This is a genomic window from Streptomyces sp. MUSC 14 (assembly GCF_001866675.1).
Taxonomy (GTDB): domain Bacteria; phylum Actinomycetota; class Actinomycetes; order Streptomycetales; family Streptomycetaceae; genus Streptomyces.
Map to the genome: position 1 here is coordinate 142,638 of NZ_MLYN01000007.1, position 17,216 is coordinate 159,853.

Annotated in this window: 17 protein-coding genes; 8 read left to right on the top strand and 9 right to left on the bottom strand. The window is 71.6% G+C overall.

Annotated features, from left to right (window positions below; translation table 11 throughout):
• Nucleotides 1-118 precede the first annotated feature (118 nt).
• A complete protein-coding gene (locus BIV25_RS52325) occupies nt 119-349 on the bottom strand; it encodes a hypothetical protein (protein WP_256255517.1) in 231 nt (76 codons plus the stop codon).
• A 501-nt stretch (nt 350-850) separates the two neighbouring features.
• On the opposite strand from BIV25_RS52325, the gene BIV25_RS01950 reads away from it, so the two are divergent.
• A complete protein-coding gene (locus tag BIV25_RS01950) occupies nt 851-1,492 on the top strand; it encodes a response regulator transcription factor (protein WP_177235129.1) in 642 nt (213 codons plus the stop codon).
• 103 nt (nt 1,493-1,595) lie between these two features.
• Here BIV25_RS01950 and BIV25_RS01955 read toward each other — a convergent pair whose 3' ends face one another.
• Nucleotides 1,596-2,783, bottom strand: a complete 1,188-nt coding sequence (locus tag BIV25_RS01955; protein WP_071370323.1) for a lipid-transfer protein — start codon at nt 2,781-2,783, stop codon at nt 1,596-1,598.
• Nucleotides 2,784-2,944: 161 nt separating this feature from the next.
• On the opposite strand from BIV25_RS01955, the gene BIV25_RS01960 reads away from it, so the two are divergent.
• From BIV25_RS01960 to BIV25_RS01980, 5 genes are all read left to right on the top strand, one after another.
• Entirely contained in the window at nt 2,945-4,696 is a 1,752-nt protein-coding gene (locus BIV25_RS01960) for an MFS transporter (RefSeq protein ID WP_071370324.1), read from the top strand.
• A gap of 154 nt (nt 4,697-4,850) precedes the next feature.
• A complete protein-coding gene (locus BIV25_RS01965; protein WP_071370325.1) occupies nt 4,851-5,504 on the top strand; it encodes a class I SAM-dependent methyltransferase in 654 nt (217 codons plus the stop codon).
• A gap of 22 nt (nt 5,505-5,526) precedes the next feature.
• Nucleotides 5,527-6,477: an N-acetylmuramoyl-L-alanine amidase gene (locus BIV25_RS01970; protein ID WP_177235130.1), complete on the top strand. Its 951-nt coding sequence runs from the start codon at nt 5,527-5,529 to the stop codon at nt 6,475-6,477.
• An 85-nt stretch (nt 6,478-6,562) separates the two neighbouring features.
• On the top strand, nt 6,563-7,405 hold the full coding sequence (locus BIV25_RS01975) for a DUF5336 domain-containing protein (protein WP_071370326.1): 843 nt from the start codon (nt 6,563-6,565) through the stop codon (nt 7,403-7,405).
• A 123-nt stretch (nt 7,406-7,528) separates the two neighbouring features.
• Nucleotides 7,529-8,539 (top strand): LLM class F420-dependent oxidoreductase, encoded by a 1,011-nt coding sequence (locus tag BIV25_RS01980; RefSeq protein WP_071370327.1) that lies wholly within the window; start codon nt 7,529-7,531, stop codon nt 8,537-8,539.
• 7 nt (nt 8,540-8,546) lie between these two features.
• On the opposite strand, the gene BIV25_RS01985 is transcribed toward BIV25_RS01980, so the two are convergent.
• From BIV25_RS01985 to BIV25_RS02000, 4 genes are all read right to left on the bottom strand, one after another.
• A complete protein-coding gene (locus BIV25_RS01985; protein ID WP_071370328.1) occupies nt 8,547-9,125 on the bottom strand; it encodes a hypothetical protein in 579 nt (192 codons plus the stop codon).
• 115 nt (nt 9,126-9,240) lie between these two features.
• The gene (locus BIV25_RS01990; RefSeq protein ID WP_071370329.1) at nt 9,241-10,311 is read right to left on the bottom strand and encodes a prenyltransferase; all 1,071 of its coding nucleotides are present in this window, start codon (nt 10,309-10,311) and stop codon (nt 9,241-9,243) included.
• The gene (locus BIV25_RS01995; protein WP_071370330.1) at nt 10,308-11,063 is read right to left on the bottom strand and encodes a class I SAM-dependent methyltransferase; all 756 of its coding nucleotides are present in this window, start codon (nt 11,061-11,063) and stop codon (nt 10,308-10,310) included. Before BIV25_RS01995 ends, BIV25_RS01990 begins: the two co-directional genes overlap by 4 nt.
• Nucleotides 11,057-12,445, bottom strand: coding sequence for a glycosyltransferase family 4 protein (locus BIV25_RS02000; protein WP_071370331.1), 1,389 nt, complete (start codon nt 12,443-12,445; stop codon nt 11,057-11,059). Before BIV25_RS02000 ends, BIV25_RS01995 begins: the two co-directional genes overlap by 7 nt.
• A gap of 220 nt (nt 12,446-12,665) precedes the next feature.
• Here BIV25_RS02000 and BIV25_RS02005 point away from each other — a divergent pair, with 220 nt between their 5' ends.
• Nucleotides 12,666-13,325, top strand: a complete 660-nt coding sequence (locus BIV25_RS02005) for a TetR family transcriptional regulator (RefSeq protein WP_071370332.1) — start codon at nt 12,666-12,668, stop codon at nt 13,323-13,325.
• 58 nt (nt 13,326-13,383) lie between these two features.
• On the opposite strand, the gene BIV25_RS02010 is transcribed toward BIV25_RS02005, so the two are convergent.
• From BIV25_RS02010 to BIV25_RS52330, 3 genes are all read right to left on the bottom strand, one after another.
• Entirely contained in the window at nt 13,384-13,617 is a 234-nt protein-coding gene (locus BIV25_RS02010) for a ferredoxin (protein WP_071370333.1), read from the bottom strand.
• Nucleotides 13,618-13,619: 2 nt separating this feature from the next.
• Nucleotides 13,620-15,071: an aldehyde dehydrogenase gene (locus BIV25_RS02015; protein WP_071370334.1), complete on the bottom strand. Its 1,452-nt coding sequence runs from the start codon at nt 15,069-15,071 to the stop codon at nt 13,620-13,622.
• A gap of 429 nt (nt 15,072-15,500) precedes the next feature.
• Nucleotides 15,501-15,731, bottom strand: a complete 231-nt coding sequence (locus BIV25_RS52330) for a helix-turn-helix domain-containing protein (protein WP_256255518.1) — start codon at nt 15,729-15,731, stop codon at nt 15,501-15,503.
• Nucleotides 15,732-16,452: 721 nt separating this feature from the next.
• Here BIV25_RS52330 and BIV25_RS02025 point away from each other — a divergent pair.
• A complete protein-coding gene (locus BIV25_RS02025; protein WP_071370335.1) occupies nt 16,453-16,956 on the top strand; it encodes a hypothetical protein in 504 nt (167 codons plus the stop codon).
• The last annotated feature ends 260 nt before the right edge of the window (nt 16,957-17,216 follow it).

The following is a 17,216-nucleotide window of genomic DNA, read 5'->3' on the forward strand; positions in this document are numbered from 1 at the left end:
TGTTTGGGCGACGCCGAAGGCCGTCAAGACCCGCCGCAGCGGAACATGCGATTTCTTTAATCGGCGACTGCTGCCCGCGCCGCGGGCAACGACTGGAAGAAACCCGTCTCTTCGGGCATCAGCCAGACGATGTCCGCGAATCCCTCGGCGGCGAATCCGGCGAGCCGGTCCCACCCGAGCGCCCGGCAGCTCGCCGCCCGGTGCCGTCGGCGGCCGCGTGCACCTGCGGGGGCGTCGAGGCCTCGGCGGGCGCGGCCCGCACGTCCTGCTCGGTGAGCAGGTGGGGCAGCGCGTTGTCGGCACGGACGACGACGCCGAACCGGCCTGCGGGGAAGGGCAGTTGCCGCATGTCGGCCGTCGCGGCGGACAGCTCCGCCCCAGCCTCCTGGCCTCCCTTCCGGCCCGTGCGACAGCCCGGGCGCTGACGTCGGTCCCGACGACCCGGTGCCCGCGCAGGGCGAGCCCGAGCGCCTGCGTCCCGATCCCGCAGGCGAAGTCCGGCACCGCCGCACGCTCCCGCCCGATCAGGGCGTCGAGGGCGGCGCCCTGGCGGCGGAGGGGCGCCTCCCGGTCCGCACGGATCAGGAGGTGGTCGTCGGCCAGTTCGTCGTAGCAGCGGGACGCCGACGCGGCGTCAGGCATGTCGGCACACCAAGCGGGTCCTGCGCGGTCCGGTGCGGTTCGGCGGCGCCCCGAAGGGGCGCGGGGCTCCATCGACATGCGGCTCCGCCGCGTGGGCGCGACCAGCCACGACGGACCCGCGGATGACCGACAGCACATCGCGGCACTTCCAGCGGAGCGCTCAGCGCTCGGCGGATGCGGCCGGACCCCGTGGCCGTACGCTGAGCCCATGAACGAGATGCCCCCGGACGGCAGGCCCGCCAAGTGCATCCGGGTTCTGCTCGCCGAGGACCAGGGGATGATGCGCGGGGCGCTCGCGCTGCTGCTCGGGATGGAGGACGACATCGAGGTCGTCGCCCAGGTCGCCCGGGGTGACGCGATCGTCGATGAGGCGCTGCTGCGCCGTCCGGACGTGGCGCTGCTGGACATCGAACTGCCGGGCGCGAGCGGGCTGGACGCGGCGGCGCAGCTGCGCGAGCAGGCGCCCGACTGCCGGGTGCTGATCCTCACCACCTTCGGCCGGCCCGGCTATCTGCGCCGGGCCATGGAGGCCGGAGCGGCCGGGTTCCTCGTCAAGGACGGGCCCGTGGAGGACCTGGCCGCGGCCATCCGGCGGGTGCTCACCGGCGAGACCGTGGTCGATCCCGCGCTGGCCGCCGCCGCGCTCAGCGCCGGCCCGAGCCCGCTGACGGCCCGGGAGCGCGATGTGCTGAAGGCGTCGGTGGACGGCGCGACGGTCGCCGACATCGCCGGCCAGCTGCATCTGTCCGAGTCCACCGTCCGCAACTATCTGTCCTCGGCGATCGGCAAGACGGCCACCCGGAACCGGGCGGAGGCGGTACGGGAGGCACGGCAGCAGGGGTGGCTGTGACCCTCCAGGGGGCGCCGTTCTGATCAGGCCGGCCGGAGGCTCCGCCGCCGAGGGAGCGCGTGCCGGACCCCGCGACGCCGGGGGGCGATCCGGACGACACCCCCTACGCAGCCCGCAGCACCGTCACCACCGCCGCGCCGCCCAGCCCGATGTTGTGCGCGAGCCCCACCCGCGCTCCGGGCACCTGCCGCCCGGCCGCCCGGCCGCGCAGCTGCCAGACCAGTTCGGCGGTCTGGGCCAGGCCGGTCGCGCCCAGTGGATGGCCCTTGGAGATCAGCCCGCCGGAGGGGTTCACCACCCAGCGGCCGCCGTACGTCGTCGCGCCCGACTCGACGAGCTTCCCGGACTCCCCCGCCTCGCACATGCCGAGCGCCTCGTACGTCAGCAGCTCGTTGACGGAGAAGCAGTCGTGCAGCTCGATCACGTCGACGTCCTCGACACCGAGCCCGGACAGCTCGTACGCCCGCCGCGCCGCCTCGCGCGACATCGGCTGTCCGACGACGTCGATGCAGGAACCGGAGGCGAAGGACTCCTCGGTGTCCGTGGCCATGGCCTGTCCGGCGATCTCCACGAGCCCGGTGAGCCCGCGCGTGTCCGCGAACCGCCGCGACACCACCACCACGGCCGCCGCGCCGTCCGAGGTCGGCGAGCACTGGAGCTTGGTCAGCGGCCGGTGCACCATCCGGGCGGACAGGATGTCGGCCACCTCGTACACGTCCCGGAACTGCGCGTACGGGTTGTGCGCGGAGTGCCGGTGGTTCTTGGCGGCGACGGCGGCGAGCTGCGCCTGTGTCGTGCCGTACCGCTCCATGTGCTCGCGGGCCGCGTCGCCGAAGATCTGCGCGGTCGGCGGGGCCGGTTCGAAGCCGTGCCGGGCGGCCATGACGCCGTAGTGCCGGGCCACGGGAGACGTCGCGAAGTCTCCGCCGTCCGCCCCGCCGCCCAGCGCGCCCTTCTTCATCTTCTCGAAGCCCAGGGCCAGGACACAGTCGGCCGCACCACCCTCGACGAGCTGCCGGGCGAGCATCAGGGCGGTCGAGCCGGTGGCGCAGTTGTTGTTGACGTTGTAGACGGGGACGCCGGTGAGACCCAGCTCATACACGGCACGCTGGCCGGCGGTGGAGGGCTGGAAGCAGTAGCCGACGGGAACCTGTTCCACATCCGCGTAGGAGATCCCGGCGTCGGCGAGGGCCGCCTCGCCCGCTTCCCGCACCATGTCCCAGTACTGCCATGAACGGGTCTCGGGCTTCTCGAACCTGGTCATCCCGACCCCGGCGACATAGGCCTTCATGGCGCGCAAGAGTAGAACCTGTTCCATCAACCCACCAGAGCTGACGCATCGCCAGAATCCCATGAGCGGGTCAAGGATCCGTTAGAAGCCCGAAGCAACGGAATAGTTGCCTGTGCATACGAGGTTTACCCGGCACTTATGTACACGGGAGGCCTCACCCAATGACCCACACGACGACCGACCAGCCGCCGCCGAAGCAGGCGAGCGGGGCCGTGGTCCCGGTGCTCGCCTTCGCGGGCATCGTCGTCGCGGTGATGCAGACGCTGCTCGTGCCGGTCATCAAGGACCTGCCGCAGCTGCTGAGCACCGCGCCCAGCAACGCCACCTGGGTCCTGACCTCGACCCTGCTGTCCGGCGCCGTCGCCACCCCGATCATGGGCCGCCTCGGCGACCTGTACGGCAAGCGCAGGATGCTGATCGTCAGCCTCGCCGTCATGGTGGTCGGCGCCCTGGTCAGCGCGCTCACCAGCCAGCTGCTCACCATGATCGTCGGCCGTACGCTCCAGGGCTTCGCCATGGGCGCGATCCCGCTCGGCATCGGCCTGATGCGCGACATGCTGCCGCGCGAGAAGCTCGGCTCGGCCATGGCCCTGATGAGCTCCTCCATAGGCGTGGGCGGCGGCCTCGCGCTGCCCGCCGCCGCCCTGGTCGCACAGCACACGAACTGGCACGCCCTCTTCTACGGCGCCGCCGGCCTCGGCGTACTCGCCATCCTCCTCACCCTCCTCGCCGTGCCCGAGTCCCCGATGCGCGCCGAGGGCTCCTTCGACCTGCCCGGCGCGCTCGGTCTGTCCGCCGGACTGGTGCTGCTCCTGCTGCCCATCACCAAGGGCAGCGACTGGGGCTGGTCCTCCGGCACCACGCTCGGCCTGTTCGCCGCGTCCGTCGTCGTCCTCCTCCTGTGGGGCCTGTTCGAACTGCGCGCCAAGGCACCCCTGGTCGACCTGCGCACCACCGCACGCCCCGCCGTGCTCTTCACGAACCTCGCGTCGATCATGGTCGGCGTCGCGTTCTACGTCGTCTCGCTCGTCCTGCCCCAGCTGCTCCAGCTGCCCAAGGCCACCGGCTACGGCCTCGGCCAGTCCATGGTCGTCGCGGGCCTGTGTGTGGCCCCGCTGGGCCTGACGATGATGTTCACCGCGCCGGTGTACGCCCGGCTGTCCGCGCGCTACGGCCCGAAGACCACCCTCATCCTCGGCCTGCTGATCATCGCGATCGGCTACGGCGGCGGCCTCGGCCTGATGGACGCGGCCTGGCAGACCATCGTCACGTCCGTCATCCTCGGCGCGGGCATCGGCCTCGCCTACTCGTCCCTGCCGGCGCTGATCGTGGGCGCCGTGCCCGCCTCGGAGACCGGCGCCGCCAACGGCCTGAACACGCTGATGCGTTCCATCGGTACGTCGGTGTCGAGCGCCGTCGTCGGCATGGTGCTGGCCAACACGGCGAAGAACGTGGGCGGGATCGCGATCCCCACCATGCACGGCTTCCGGGTCTCCTTCCTCATCGCCACGGCCGCCGTCGCCGTGGGCCTGCTGCTCGCCCTGTTCCTTCCGAAGACCAACCGGCCGGCCCCGCAGCAGCACACGCAACTGCGGGCCAGCAGCGAGGAGGACGAGGTGCTGGAGCGGGCCGAGGAGGTGCTGCGCGGCTTCCGCGGGCGCGTTCTCGACGCCACCGGTGTTCCGGTCGCCCGGGCCAAGGTCACGCTGATCGACCGGCGCGGGCGGCAGGCGGGGACGACGGTGTCGGGCTCCGACGGCACGTATGCGCTGGCCGTGCCGGAGCAGGGGGCGTATGTGCTGGCAGCGAAGGCCTCCGGCCATGGGCCGCGGGCTTCGTCGGCCACGCACTCCGGTGAGGAGTTGGCTGTCGATCTGGATCTCTCGTTGCCGGGGGAGGTTGTGAACGCCTAGGAGCTCGGGGGGTCTGTTCGGTTTGCGGCTTCCCCGCCGTCGTGGTCGATCGCGCAGTTCCCCGCGCCCCTTGGAAACGCACCCCCTGTCTACACGTGGCCGGGGGTGCGGCAGCATGGGCGGCCAGACAGTTGTACGAACCGGAAGGCCCCCCATGTCCGCACCCACCCCCGCCCCCGAGATCCTCGCCGCGTTCGAGGCGGCCAAGGGGTTCATGCCCGTGGACGAGGGGCTGGCGCTGTATGCCGCGGCCGTGGCGGCCGGGCGGGCGGGGTTGCCGTTGCTGGAGGTCGGGACGTACTGCGGGCGGTCCACCGTGCTGCTCGCCGACGCGGCCCGCTCGGCCGGGGTCGCCGCGCTGACCGTCGACCACCACCGGGGCAGCGAGGAGCAGCAGCCCGGCTGGGACTACCACGACCCGGAGACCGTCGACCCCGAGATCGGGCTGATGGACACGCTGCCGGCCTTCCGCCGCACGCTGTTCCGGGCCGGGCTGGAGGAGCACGTGGTCGCCCTGGTAGGCCGCTCCCCGCAGATCGCGGCGGTGTGGAACTCCCCGCTCGGCCTCGTCTTCATCGACGGGGGCCATACGGACGAACACGCGAGCGCCGACTACGCGGGCTGGGCGCCGCACGTCGCCGAGGGGGGCCTGCTCGTCATCCACGACGTCTTCCCGGAGCCCGAGGACGAGTTCACCGGCCAGGCGCCGTACCGCGTGTACCTGCGGGCTCTGGCGTCCGGGGCGTTCGAGGAGATCTCCGTCACCGGTTCGCTCCGTGTCCTGCGGCGAACGCGCGCGGGGATCTGAGGCCCCGGTTAGAGTCGCAGACGTGTCGTACACAGGCCCGGAATTCGAAACCCCGCAGCCGCGCCGGCCCCGGCGCGGCCCCCTGACCGTGGCACTCGCCGCGCTGGTGCCCGGTGCGCTGCTCGGCTGGGTGGTGTACGAGGCCGTGGGAGGCGGCGGTCCGGACCACGCCGCTTCCGCCGCGTCGGCCTCCGGCACTTCCGCCGCGTCCTCGTCCCACTCGTCGCCCTCGACCGACTCCGCCTCGCCCTCCGGTTCCGCGGGCGACGGCAAGGACACGGCCGGCGGGTCCGGTCCGCTCGCGGGGAAGGTCGTCGTCATCGACCCCGGGCACAACCAGGGCAACTTCGAGCACGCCACCGAGATCAACCAGCAGGTCGACATCGGGACGAACCGGAAGGAATGCGACACCACCGGGACGTCCACCGACGCCGGTTACACCGAGGCCCGCTTCACCCTCGACGTCGCCCACCGGCTGCGCACCCTGCTGGAGAAGCAGGGCGCCATGGTGAAGATGACCCGCGACGGGGACAGCCCCGCCTGGGGACCCTGCGTGGACCAGCGGGCCCACATCGGGAACACCGCCCGCGCCGACGCGGCGATCTCCATCCACGCCGACGGCGCCGCCGAGGGCGACCGCGGTTTCCACGTGATCCTGCCGGGGTCCGTGCACGCCGGTGCCGCCGACACCCGGAAGATCGTCGGCCCCTCCCGCGACCTGGGCACCCGTATCGCGGGCGACTTCCTGCGGGACACCGGCGAGCCGCCGTCCAACTACGTCGGCAAGGGCACCGGTCTCGTCACGCGCACGGACCTGGGTGGTCTCAATCTGTCAACAGTTCCGAAGGTGTTCATCGAGTGCGGCAACATGCGCGATAGCAAGGACTCGGCACTGCTGACCAGCGGAGCCTGGCGGCAGAAGGCCGCGCAAGGGATGTCTGACGGAATCGTGAGTTTCCTGCGCGAGTCGTGACCGGCGGGCGGATACGGCCGGACGGCCGGATCTTGCGGACGGTAGTGTCTACCGACGACGAGAGACGACCTACGAAGGACCTGAAGTGAATATCCGCTCCCTCACTAGAGGCGATGGCGTGGTGATCGGAGCAGCGGTGGTGCTGTTCATCGCGTCGTTCCTCGACAACTACTCCGTCAACGGAGTACCGGACAGCGTTTCCATGCCCAGCCTGTGGGCAAGCGGACCGGTTCTGCTCAGCGTCGTGTTCGCGGGCATCATCGGCGCCGCGCTCGTCGTCGTCGCCCGCGCCCTGCCGCAGCCGCCCAAGGTCGTGGGCCTGGACCTCGGCCAGTTCGGCGTCGCCTTCACGGTGTTCGCCGCCTGGAGCGCCCTCGGCAACATCATCGACCCGGCCGGCGGCCTGAACAACGTCGGCAACTCCAACGACGGGCCGAGCGCCGGCACCGGCCTGATCATCGCGCTCATCGCCACGCTGGTCATGGCGGGCGCCGCCATCGCCACCCCCCTCGTCCCCGCCCTCCAGGCCGCCCTGGTGCCGGCGCCGAAGCCGGTCGCGCCGCAGCCCTACGGGGCCCAGCCGCCGAGCGGTTACGGCTACCCGGGTGCCCCGGCACCGCAGCAGCCGTACGGCGCCCAGCCGCAGCCCGGTCAGCCGTTCGGGCAGCAGCCGCCCGCTGCGCCCCAGCCGCAGGCTGCCGCTCCGGCCGCGGCGCAGCCGGCCTCCGCGGACTTCTCGCCGTTCTGGTTCGCCGTGCCGGTGACCCGGCCGCTGTTCGGTGAGGACGGCGCGCCGACCCCGATCGCCGAACTGGCCCCGGGCACCTGGTACTTGGCCGTCGAGCAGCGCGGTGCCACGCTCGTCGCGCAGACCCAGGACGGCCGTCGCGGCGTCCTCCAGGACACCTCCGGCATCCAGCGCGGCTGAGCCCCGAGCGCCAGGACGTACGGCCCCTCGCCCTTCCGGGCGGGGGGCCGTTGCCGTACCCTCGGCTCCCGGTCAGTTAACTGATGTATCGTCAGATGACAGTCGCCGGAAGGCAGGTGGCGTATGCGGCTCGGCCTCGCACTCGGATACTGGGGACGCGGCCCCGACGCCGGACACGTGCCGCTGGCCGTCGAGGCGGAGCGGCTCGGGTACGACTCGGTGTGGACCGCGGAGTCGTGGGGGTCCGATGCCTTCACACCGCTCACCTGGATCGCGGCGCGGACCTCGACGATCAGGCTGGGTACGGGAGTTGCCCAGATGGCCGCCCGCACACCGACCGCCACCGCCATGCACGCCCTCACCCTGGACCACCTCTCCGGCGGGCGGATGATGCTCGGGCTCGGACTGTCGGGACCGCAGGTGGTGGAGGGGTGGTACGGCCGCCCGTTCCCGGCCTCGCCGCTGACCGCGACCCGGGAGTACGTCGACGTCGTACGGCAGGTCCTGCGCAGGCAGGGGCCGGTGGCGGTGGAGGGGCGGTTCCATCCCGTGCCGTACCGGGGCCCGGACGGCACCGGGCTCGGCCGGCCGCTGAAGCCGATCACCCATCCGCTCCGGTCCGACCTGCCCGTCCTGCTCGGTGCCGAGGGACCGAGGAACGTCGCCCAGACGATCCGGATCGCCGACGGGTGGCTGCCGCTGTACTGGGCGCCGAGCCGGCCCGAGGCGTACGGGGAGGCGGTGCGGAAGCTGCCCGAGGGGTTCATGGTGGCACCGCTGGCCCAGGTGCGGGTCTGCGACGACGTGGCCGAGGGACTGCTGCCCGTCAAGGCCATGCTCGGCTTCTACATCGGCGGGATGGGACACGCGGCCCGCAACTTCCATGCCGACCTGATGGCCCGCATGGGATTCGAGGAGCAGGCCCGGCGGATCCAGGAACTGTTCCTGGCCGGGCGGCGCGAGGAGGCCGTACGCGCCGTGCCGGACGCCTTCGCCGACGAGATCTCGCTGGTCGGCCCGCGTGAGCGGATCGCCGAGCGGCTGGCGGCGTGGCGGGCGGGCCCGGTGACGGACCTGCTGGCCGTGTCACCGGACCCGCACACGCTCAGGGTGCTGGCGGAGCTGAACTCCTAGCCGCCGCCTAGCCCTTGGCGAGCTGCGCCGCCGAGGGCACCTTGTTCTGGACCGGGGCACCGGCACCCGCACCCGCGGTCTTGACCTTGTTGACGGTGTCGTTGAAGGAGCTGACCGCGCCGGTGTCACCGTTCTTGAGCTTGGCCGGCAGGTTCTTCAGCGCGTCGATGCCCGAGGAGAGCGGCGCGAGCGCCTTGGCGAGCGCCGGGTCGCCCTGCGCGTTGCGCTTGGCGGCCTTGAGGCGGTTGTACGTGAAGGCACCGGCCAGCGCGGCCTTCACCAGGGCCTTCTTGCGGCCGTGGGCGCCCTTCTTGAACTTGCCCGCCTTCCAGGGCTTCACGATCCACTGGTAGGTCGCGCCGGCCGCGAGGCCCGCGTTCGTCACGAACCGGGTCTTGGCGAACTTCTGGCGTTCCGCCGAGGTGGTCGGGCTGGGTTTGGCGGCGGCGGGGACGGCCTGGACCGCCGCGGTGTCCTTCGTGTCCTTCGTACTGGTCATCTCGCCGGTTCCGCAGGCCGCGGTGCCGGCCAGCAAGGCGGTGGAGAGCGTGAGCGCCACGACGTGGCGTCGGATCGGTACGCGCACGGGGTCCTCCGGACGTTTTCCCCGAGTTTTTCGTTCCCTTGGCAGGGTGGCGCGGCCCGACCGGATGCGCCACTTGGGTGGCTTCCGGTTGCGATCTCGGCCGCGGGTGCGCGGCTCAGTCACAACAGTCCGGATCCAGGCCGGACGGCAGCTGCTCGCCCCCGAACACCGCGCACGTCGCCTCGTGGCCGCCCAGGGCCGCCACCGCGAGCAGCAGGGAGCCCGCCGTCCAGGTGGTCAGCTCGCGCGGCCAGATCGCGTCGTCGTCGAAGACGTAGCCGGTCCAGTACAGGCCGCTGTCGGGGTCGCGCAGGTGCTGGATGGACTGCAGGATGGTGAGGGCGCGGTCCGACTCGCCCACCGCCCACAGGGCGAGGGCGAGTTCGCTGGACTCGCCGCCGGTCACCCATGGGTTGGGGACCACGCAGCGCACGCCGGTGTCCGGTACGACGAAGCGGTCCCAGGACTCGGCGATGCGGGCCCTGGCCTCCTCGCCGGTGAGGGCACCGCCGAGGACCGGGTAGTACCAGTCCATCGAGTAGCGGTCCTTGTCGAGGAAGCGCTCCGGGTGGCGGCGGATCGCGTGGCGCAGCGCACCGACCGCCAACTCCCAGTCCGGCTGCGGCTCTTCACGCTGTTCGGCGATCGCGAGGGCGCAGCGCAGCGCCTGGTGGATGGAGGAACTGCCGGTGAGCAGCGCGTCCGTGACGGGCGTGCCGTCGTCGTCCTTCCGCCAGCCGATCTGGCCGCCGGGCCGCTGGAGCCGCAGGACCCATTCCACCGCCGCGTAGACGCTGGGCCACATGCGGTCCAGGAACGTGTCGTCGCCGGTGGAGAGGTAGTGGTGCCAGACGCCGACGGCTATGTAGGCGACGAAGTTCGACTCGCGGCCGCGGTCGGTGACGTCGTCGTGGGCGCCGTCGGCGTAGGCGGCGTACCAGGAGCCGTCCTCGTTCTGGTGCCGGGCCAGCCAGGTGTACGCCCGCTCGGCGGCCGCGTGCTCGCCGGCCGTGTCCAGGGCCATCGCGGCCTCGGTGTGGTCCCAGGGGTCCAGGTGATGCCCGCGGAACCACGGGATCGCGCCGTCCTCCCGCTGTACGGCGAGGATGCCGCGGACGGTCGCGGCGGCCTGCTCGGCGGTGAGGACCCCGGGCAGGACGAGGTGTTCTGTCCGGGGGGTGGTCACTTGGCGGCCACCTCTTCCGTACCCTCCGCGAGACGCGGCAGGTGCGGCTTGGTGGCGTAGACCACGAAGCTCTTGCCGATGACCGGGTTGAGCGCCTGCTCGGCGACCCGGGTGGCCAGCGGCTTCTTCATGATGTCCCAGACCAGCAGCTTGTGGTACGCCCGCACCGGCAGCGCCTTGTCGTTGTCGACGCCGAACGCGCACTTCAGCCACCAGTACGGCGAGTGCAGCGCGTGCGCGTGGTGGCTGCCGTAGGGCCTGAGGCCGGCCTCGCGGACCTTCGCCGTCAGTTCGTCGGCCTTGTAGATGCGGATGTGGCCGCCCTCGACCTCGTGGTAGGCGTCGGACAGCGCCCAGCAGACCTTCTCGGGGCCGTAGCGGGGCACGGTGATGGCGATGCGGCCGCCCGGCCTGAGGACGCGGACCATCTCGGCGAGCACGCCCTTGTCGTCGGGGATGTGCTCCATCACCTCGGAGATGATGACGACGTCGAAGGACTCGTCGGGGAAGGGGAGGGCGAGGGCGTCGCCCTCCATGGCGGTGGCGGTGGCCCCCTCGGGCGCCTCGCCGGCCTCCTTCATCGCCGCGAACCACTTGGCGACCTCGCGGATCTCCTCGCCGTTCTGGTCCAGGGCCACGACCTGGGCGCCGCGCCGGTAGCACTCGAAGGCGTGCCGGCCGGCCCCGCAGCCGAGATCCAGGACACGGTCGCCCGGGGCGAGCGGGAACCGGGAGAAGTCGACGGTCAGCACGTGGCCCTGCTTTCGGTGTAGACGCCTGTTGCTGCGGCCGCGGGGCGGCCCTCGGGGAGCGGCTGGTGGTGCTGCGGGCCGCCTGCGTCGGCGATGGCCTCGCGGTAGCGGGTGACGGTGCCCTCGGCGGCCCTGGCCCAGGTGAAGCGGGCGAGCACCCGCTCCCGGCCGGCCCGGCCGAGCCGGGCGCGCAGCTCCGGGTCGCCGAGCAGCCGTGCGAGCCCGGCGGCGAGCGCACCCGCGTCGCCGGTCGGCACGGCCAGACAGGTCTCGCCGTCGCGGCCGGCGACCTCGGGGATCGCGCCGCCGGTCGTGGCGAGGAGCGGGGTGCCGGTGGCCATCGCCTCGGCGGCCGGCAGCGAGAAGCCCTCGTACAGCGAGGGCACGCAGGCGACCTCGGCGGAGCGGATCAGGTCGACGAGTTCGGCGTCGGAGATGCCCTTGACGAACTCGACGGCGCCGGCGAGGCCGTAGCGCTCGACGGCCGCCGCCACCGGCCCCTCCTCGGGGCGCTTGCCGACGACGACGAGGTGCGCGGCCGGGTGCTCGGTGCGCACCTTGGCGAGCGCCTCCACGAGGAAGACCAGGCCCTTGAGCGGCACGTCGGCGCTGGAGGTGGTGACGATCCGGCCCGGCACCTCGGGCACGGCCGGATTCGGCGAGAACAGGTCGGTGTCGGCACCGATGTGGACCACGTGGATGCGGTCGTCGCGCACGCCGAGGTGGTCCACGATCTCCTGGCGGGAGGTACCGGAGACGGTGAGGACGGAGGGCAGCCGACGGGCGACGCGCTTCTGCATCCGGGTGAAGGCGTACCAGCGCCGGACCGAGTAGCGGCGCTGCCAGCCCTCGGCCGCGTCCAGCTCCAACTGCCGGTCGACGGTGATGGGGTGGTGGATCGTGGTGACGAGGGGCGCGCCGATGTCGCCCAACAGTCCGTAGCCCAGGGTCTGGTTGTCGTGGACGACGTCGAACGCGCCGCGTCGGGCCAGCAGATGGCGCCGGGCGCGCAGGGAGAACGTCAGCGGCTCGGGGAACCCGCCGGTCCACATGGTCGCGACTTCGAGGCCGTCGATCCAGTCCCGGTACTCGTCCCTGCCGGGGGTGCGGAAGGGGTCGGGCTGGCGGTACAGGTCCAGGCTCGGCAGCTCGGTGAGGGTGAGCCCGGGACACCCCTCGTCGAGGACCGGGTACGGCTGTGAGCCGATCACCTCGACACGGTGCCCGAGGCGGGCCAGCTCGCGCGAGAGATGCCGTACGTAGACACCCTGGCCGCCGCAGAACGGGTTCCCTTTATAGGTGAGGAGCGCGATGTCGAGCGGTCGCCCGCCGTCGGCCGCAGGATCCTCCTGGACACCCGCGGCACGGGCCTCAGCGGTCACTCCGTGCCCCCTTCTGCCTGCGCTGTCCCGCGAGACTACGCCGGGACGCTAATCTAGAACAAGTTTCAGACTTGATCGTTCAAGAGGCTCTGAATCTACCGGCAGGTAAGGGGGCTGTGAGCGGTGGATCAGGTGATTCACGCCACGGCGGACCGCTCTGCCATGCTGTTTGATCACGTGCCCTACAGACGCCCTCACCGACTGTCACGGAGCGGGACCCATGCCTGCGGAATCCAAGCCGGAAGCCAGTACGGTCCGGCCCTCGTCGTCGGCCTTGTCGGCCTTGTCGCCCTCGGCTCCGCTCACCGAGCGGCAGGAGGCCCGCCGCCGCAGGATCCTGCACGCCAGCGCCCAGCTGGCCAGCCGGGGCGGTTTCGACGCCGTCCAGATGCGCGAGGTCGCCGAGTCCTCCCAGGTCGCCCTCGGCACCTTGTACCGCTACTTCCCCTCCAAGGTGCATCTGCTGGTCGCGACCATGCAGGACCAGCTGGAGCACATGCACGGCACGCTGCGCAAGAAGCCCCCGGCGGGCGACACGGCCGCCGAGCGCGTCGCGGAGACCCTGATGCGCGCCTTCCGCGCCCTGCAGCGCGAGCCGCACCTGGCCGACGCGATGGTGCGCGCCCTCACCTTCGCCGACCGCAGCGTCTCCCCCGAGGTCGACCAGGTCTCCCGCCAGACGACGGTGATCATCCTGGACGCGATGGGCCTGGAGCACCCCACCCCCGAGCAGCTCTCGGCGGTGCGCGTCATCGAGCACACCTGGCACTCGGCCCTCATCACCTGGCTCTCGGGCCGCGCCTCCATCGCCCAGGTGAAGATCGACATCGAGACGGTGTGCCGCCTGATCGACCTGACGGAGCCGGGCGCGCACCGGTGACCGCGGTCACCCCTGACCGTCGTCGCCGGTGACCGTCGTCGCCGGTGCGCGCCGCTCCTCACTCCTCCGGCGGAAACACCGCCTCCCCGCCCTCCGCCAGCGTGATCAGGATCGCCTCCACCGGGCAGCTCTCGGCCGCCTCCAGGATCTGTTCGGTGGCGTCGGTGTCCGGGGTCACCGGGTGGGACTGGCGGGCCGAGTCGAGGCGGAAGACGTCGGGGGCGTGGTGGAGGCACTGGGCCGAGCCGATGCACAGCGAGCGGTCGACCTCGACGTGCCAGCGGTCGCCCATGCTCACGCCCCCGCCGGCAGGTGGATCATCTTGTGTTCGAGGTACTCGCCGTAGCCCTCCGGGCCGAACTCCCGCCCCAGACCGGAGTTCTTGTAGCCGCCGAACGGGCCGAGCATGTCCAGGCTGAAGGTGTTGACCGAGTAGGTGCCGGTGCGGACCTGCCGGGCGACCTCGATGCCGTGCTCGACGTCGGCCGTCCACACGCTGCCGGACAGGCCGTAGTCGGAGTCGTTGGCGATCTCCACCGCTTCGCGCTCGTCGCCGTACGGGAGGAGGCAGATGACCGGGCCGAAGATCTCCTCGCGGGCGATCCGCATGCCGTTGTGGACGTCGCCGAAGAGGGTCGGTTCGACGTACCAGCCGCGCTCCAGGCCCGCCGGGCGGCCGCCGCCGGTGAGGACCTTGGCGCCCTCCTCCTGGCCGATCCGGATGTAGTCGAGGTTGCGCTGCTGCTGGCGGCGGGCGACCAGCGGGCCGACCTGGGTCGCCGGGTCCAGCGGGTCGCCGACCGCGAGCGCGCTCGCCGCGGCCGCGAAGGCGTCGGCGTACTCGTCGTAGCGGGTGCGCGGGACGAGGATGCGGGTCTGGGCGACGCACGCCTGCCCGTTGTTCATCCAGGCGGCCGGGACGATGCCGGCGACCGCCGTCGCCACGTCCGCGTCGGGCAGCACGACCGCCGCCGACTTTCCGCCCAACTCCAGCGTGACGCGGGTGAGATGGCGGGCGGCGACCTCCATCACGCGCTTGCCGGCCGCGACCGAGCCGGTGAAGGAGACCTTGTCGACGCCGGGGTGACCGACCAGGTACTCGCTGACCTCCCGGTCGGCGGGGAGGATCGAGAGCACCCCCTCGGGGAGGCCGGCGTCCCGGGCGATCTCGGCCAGTACGTACGCGTCCAGCGGCGACTCCGGGGACGGCTTCAGTACGACGGTGCAGCCGGCCAGCAGCGCGGGCGCGAGCTTGGCGGCGGCCACGAACTGCGGGACGTTCCACGGGACCACGGCCGCGACCACCCCGACCGGCTCCCGCCGGACGAGGATCGGCCCGAGGACGCCGTCGCGCCGCTCCTCGTACGCGTACCCCTGCGCGACCCTGATCGCCGCGTCCCACACCATCATCGCGCCGAGCGCCTGGGCGAGGACGCTCCAGGAGTACGGCGAGCCGTTCTCCGAGGAGATCACCCGGGCGATCTCCTCGTGCCGGGCGGCGATGCCGTCCTTGATGCGGGTGACGACGTCGATCCGCTCCTCCTGCGTCGCCCGCGGCCAGGGCCCCTCGTCGAAGGCGCGGCGCGCCACGGCCACCGCCCGGTCGACGTCCGCCCGCGAGGCGTGCGGAACCCGGCCTATGACCTCCTCGGTGTGCGGCGAGATCACCTCGATGACGTCCTTGCCCACGGGGTCGGTCAACTCCCCGCCGATGAACAGCTGTCCGTGTTCGATGAGCTCGGTCATGGCCGCCGCCACCTTTCTGACACTGTTTCAGAACTGATATCAGTTCTAGTCAAACTAGGCCAGACCTAGGGTCGGATAGGCCCCCACCAGCAGGTTCACCGCTGGCGGGAGGTCCCTTCACGCGGCCTGGGCCGTCTGTGGGGCGTCGTTGCCTTCACCGGCCGCCCGCAGTCGCCCCGGTCCTCTCCACGGCGGGCCGCTCGCTCTTCCAACTCCTGAGCGGTCTGGAGGAGGGCAGGAAGAGCAGCGATGACGCTACCGAGCCGGCCGCCCTGGTAGTCGTTCCATGCCTGCTCCACACGGACGGCCACAGGGGCAGGAGTGGGAAGCTGAGCCTCAGCGTCCGGACCGAAAAGCAGCCGCGACAGCCGTCGAGGGCTCATGAGAGCGTCACGGACAGCCGGGACGTCATCCTGTTGCCGCTCGTCCTCAACAAGTACGGTCTGACCGAGCAGGTCGCCAAGCGGGACACGCAGGATGCGCGACAGCTCGGCAAGCATGTCGATGCGGGGGCGGCTTCCTGCGACCAGTCTCGATCTTCGCCAGCCAGTCAGTGCTGCGGCCGACCAGGCCCGCCAGAACCTCTTGCGTGTAGCCGCGACGCTTGCGGTAGAACGCGATCCGCTCTCCGATGCTGAGGTGATCTCCGAGACCACGCATGCGCTACTGCCTCCCGCTGTCGAGTAGGGGCGCCCTTCACCGTACCGATCAGGCGACAGGGCAGGGAGGGCCCTGCGCTCGTCGCCGAAGCTAGCTTCTGATGTCCAACTGGTGGGAGCCCAGACAAAGTGTCCGGGCTCCCACCGAGCACGCCCCCTGGGCCGAGCCCCACTCTGGTTCCGCGTGGCCCCGTAGGGCGATTCAAGTTTCCCTGCTGCATCAAGCCCCGGCTGCGCTCCGCTCCGCCGGGCGCGCTCCCGGCTCCGCTGCGGGCGCCGCTCCTGCCTCCGGCCCGCTCCGCCCGCGCTGCGCCGACGCGCGCCCACTGGTGGATAGGCCGGTGGCCATCAGTCGATCACCGCACTTCGCGGCCACGGTCAGAACAGTGCCTCTGGCGGGGGATCGGCCAGCACCGGGGTGGAGGAAGCGCCGTTCGCGGCCGCGGGTCCGTAGTGGCGTGCGCGGGGCGCTCCCATCCCGTACGCCGTCGACCCAGGCAGAGCCGAGCAGACGCGGCCCATGGCGTCCAGGTCGTTCGTACAGTGGTGCGCTCCACCTGGACGCCATGAACCACGCCGGCTCCACGGTGTGTGGGTCGACGGCGTACGGGATGGGAGCCGGGGAAAGTGGTGGGTAGAGGTACGGGAGGGCGCAGCAGACGCACACTGATGCAATCCCGTTAGATGGGGCTGCCGATCGACCTGTCCTCGGGGGGATTACCTTGCTAAACACCATCGTTGCCGTTTTGGGAACCTTGCTGGGGTCAATCGCGACCGGCATGTTCCAGCACCTTGCCTCCGGCCGTACCGAGCGAGCGGCGATGGCTGCGCAGTTGCGCCGTGACCAGCTCGACGCGATCACCCAACTCGCCGCCGCCGGAGCCGACTACCGTCGCATCATGCGGAAGCGCGGGCAAGCACGGCTCAGCCAGGCAGGCGCAGCCCAGCAAGAGCAATTACGGAACGAGTCCCATGTCATTCGCTCCGCGCTCACCCAACCCATGACGGTGCTGCAAGTACTCATACCCAGCCCCCATGTCTACTCTGCCGCGCGGGCAATGGTGACTACGGCCCTTGCCCTACGGGACGCCACCGATTCCGATGCCCTCGACGCCGCACAGGAGGCAGCGCGGGCCGCCCACGACGACTTCGTAGGCGTTGCCGCTCGGCACATCGCAAGCAGTACAGGCGGCGCGAGGGCGGCGGCGGTTGACACCAACGGCTGACACCAACACGCACGAACAGCGGCGGTCGGCGCCGGACCTCAGTGGACGATCGACCGAGGCGCAGGCCCAGTCGACCGACGTCGACGGTCCCCTGTAGTCGACCTGATAAGGATGAGGGCAGACCTCAAAGCCTGTGCGCCGGGACGGCTCAGAGCACTGGTGAGAGCCGAGCAGGGCCCGGGACAGGCTTGAGCAGGAGGGCTGAGAGCCACACGTCCCCCCGCGTGCCCGATGAGGGGGGGTACCCCACGGGGAGTCAC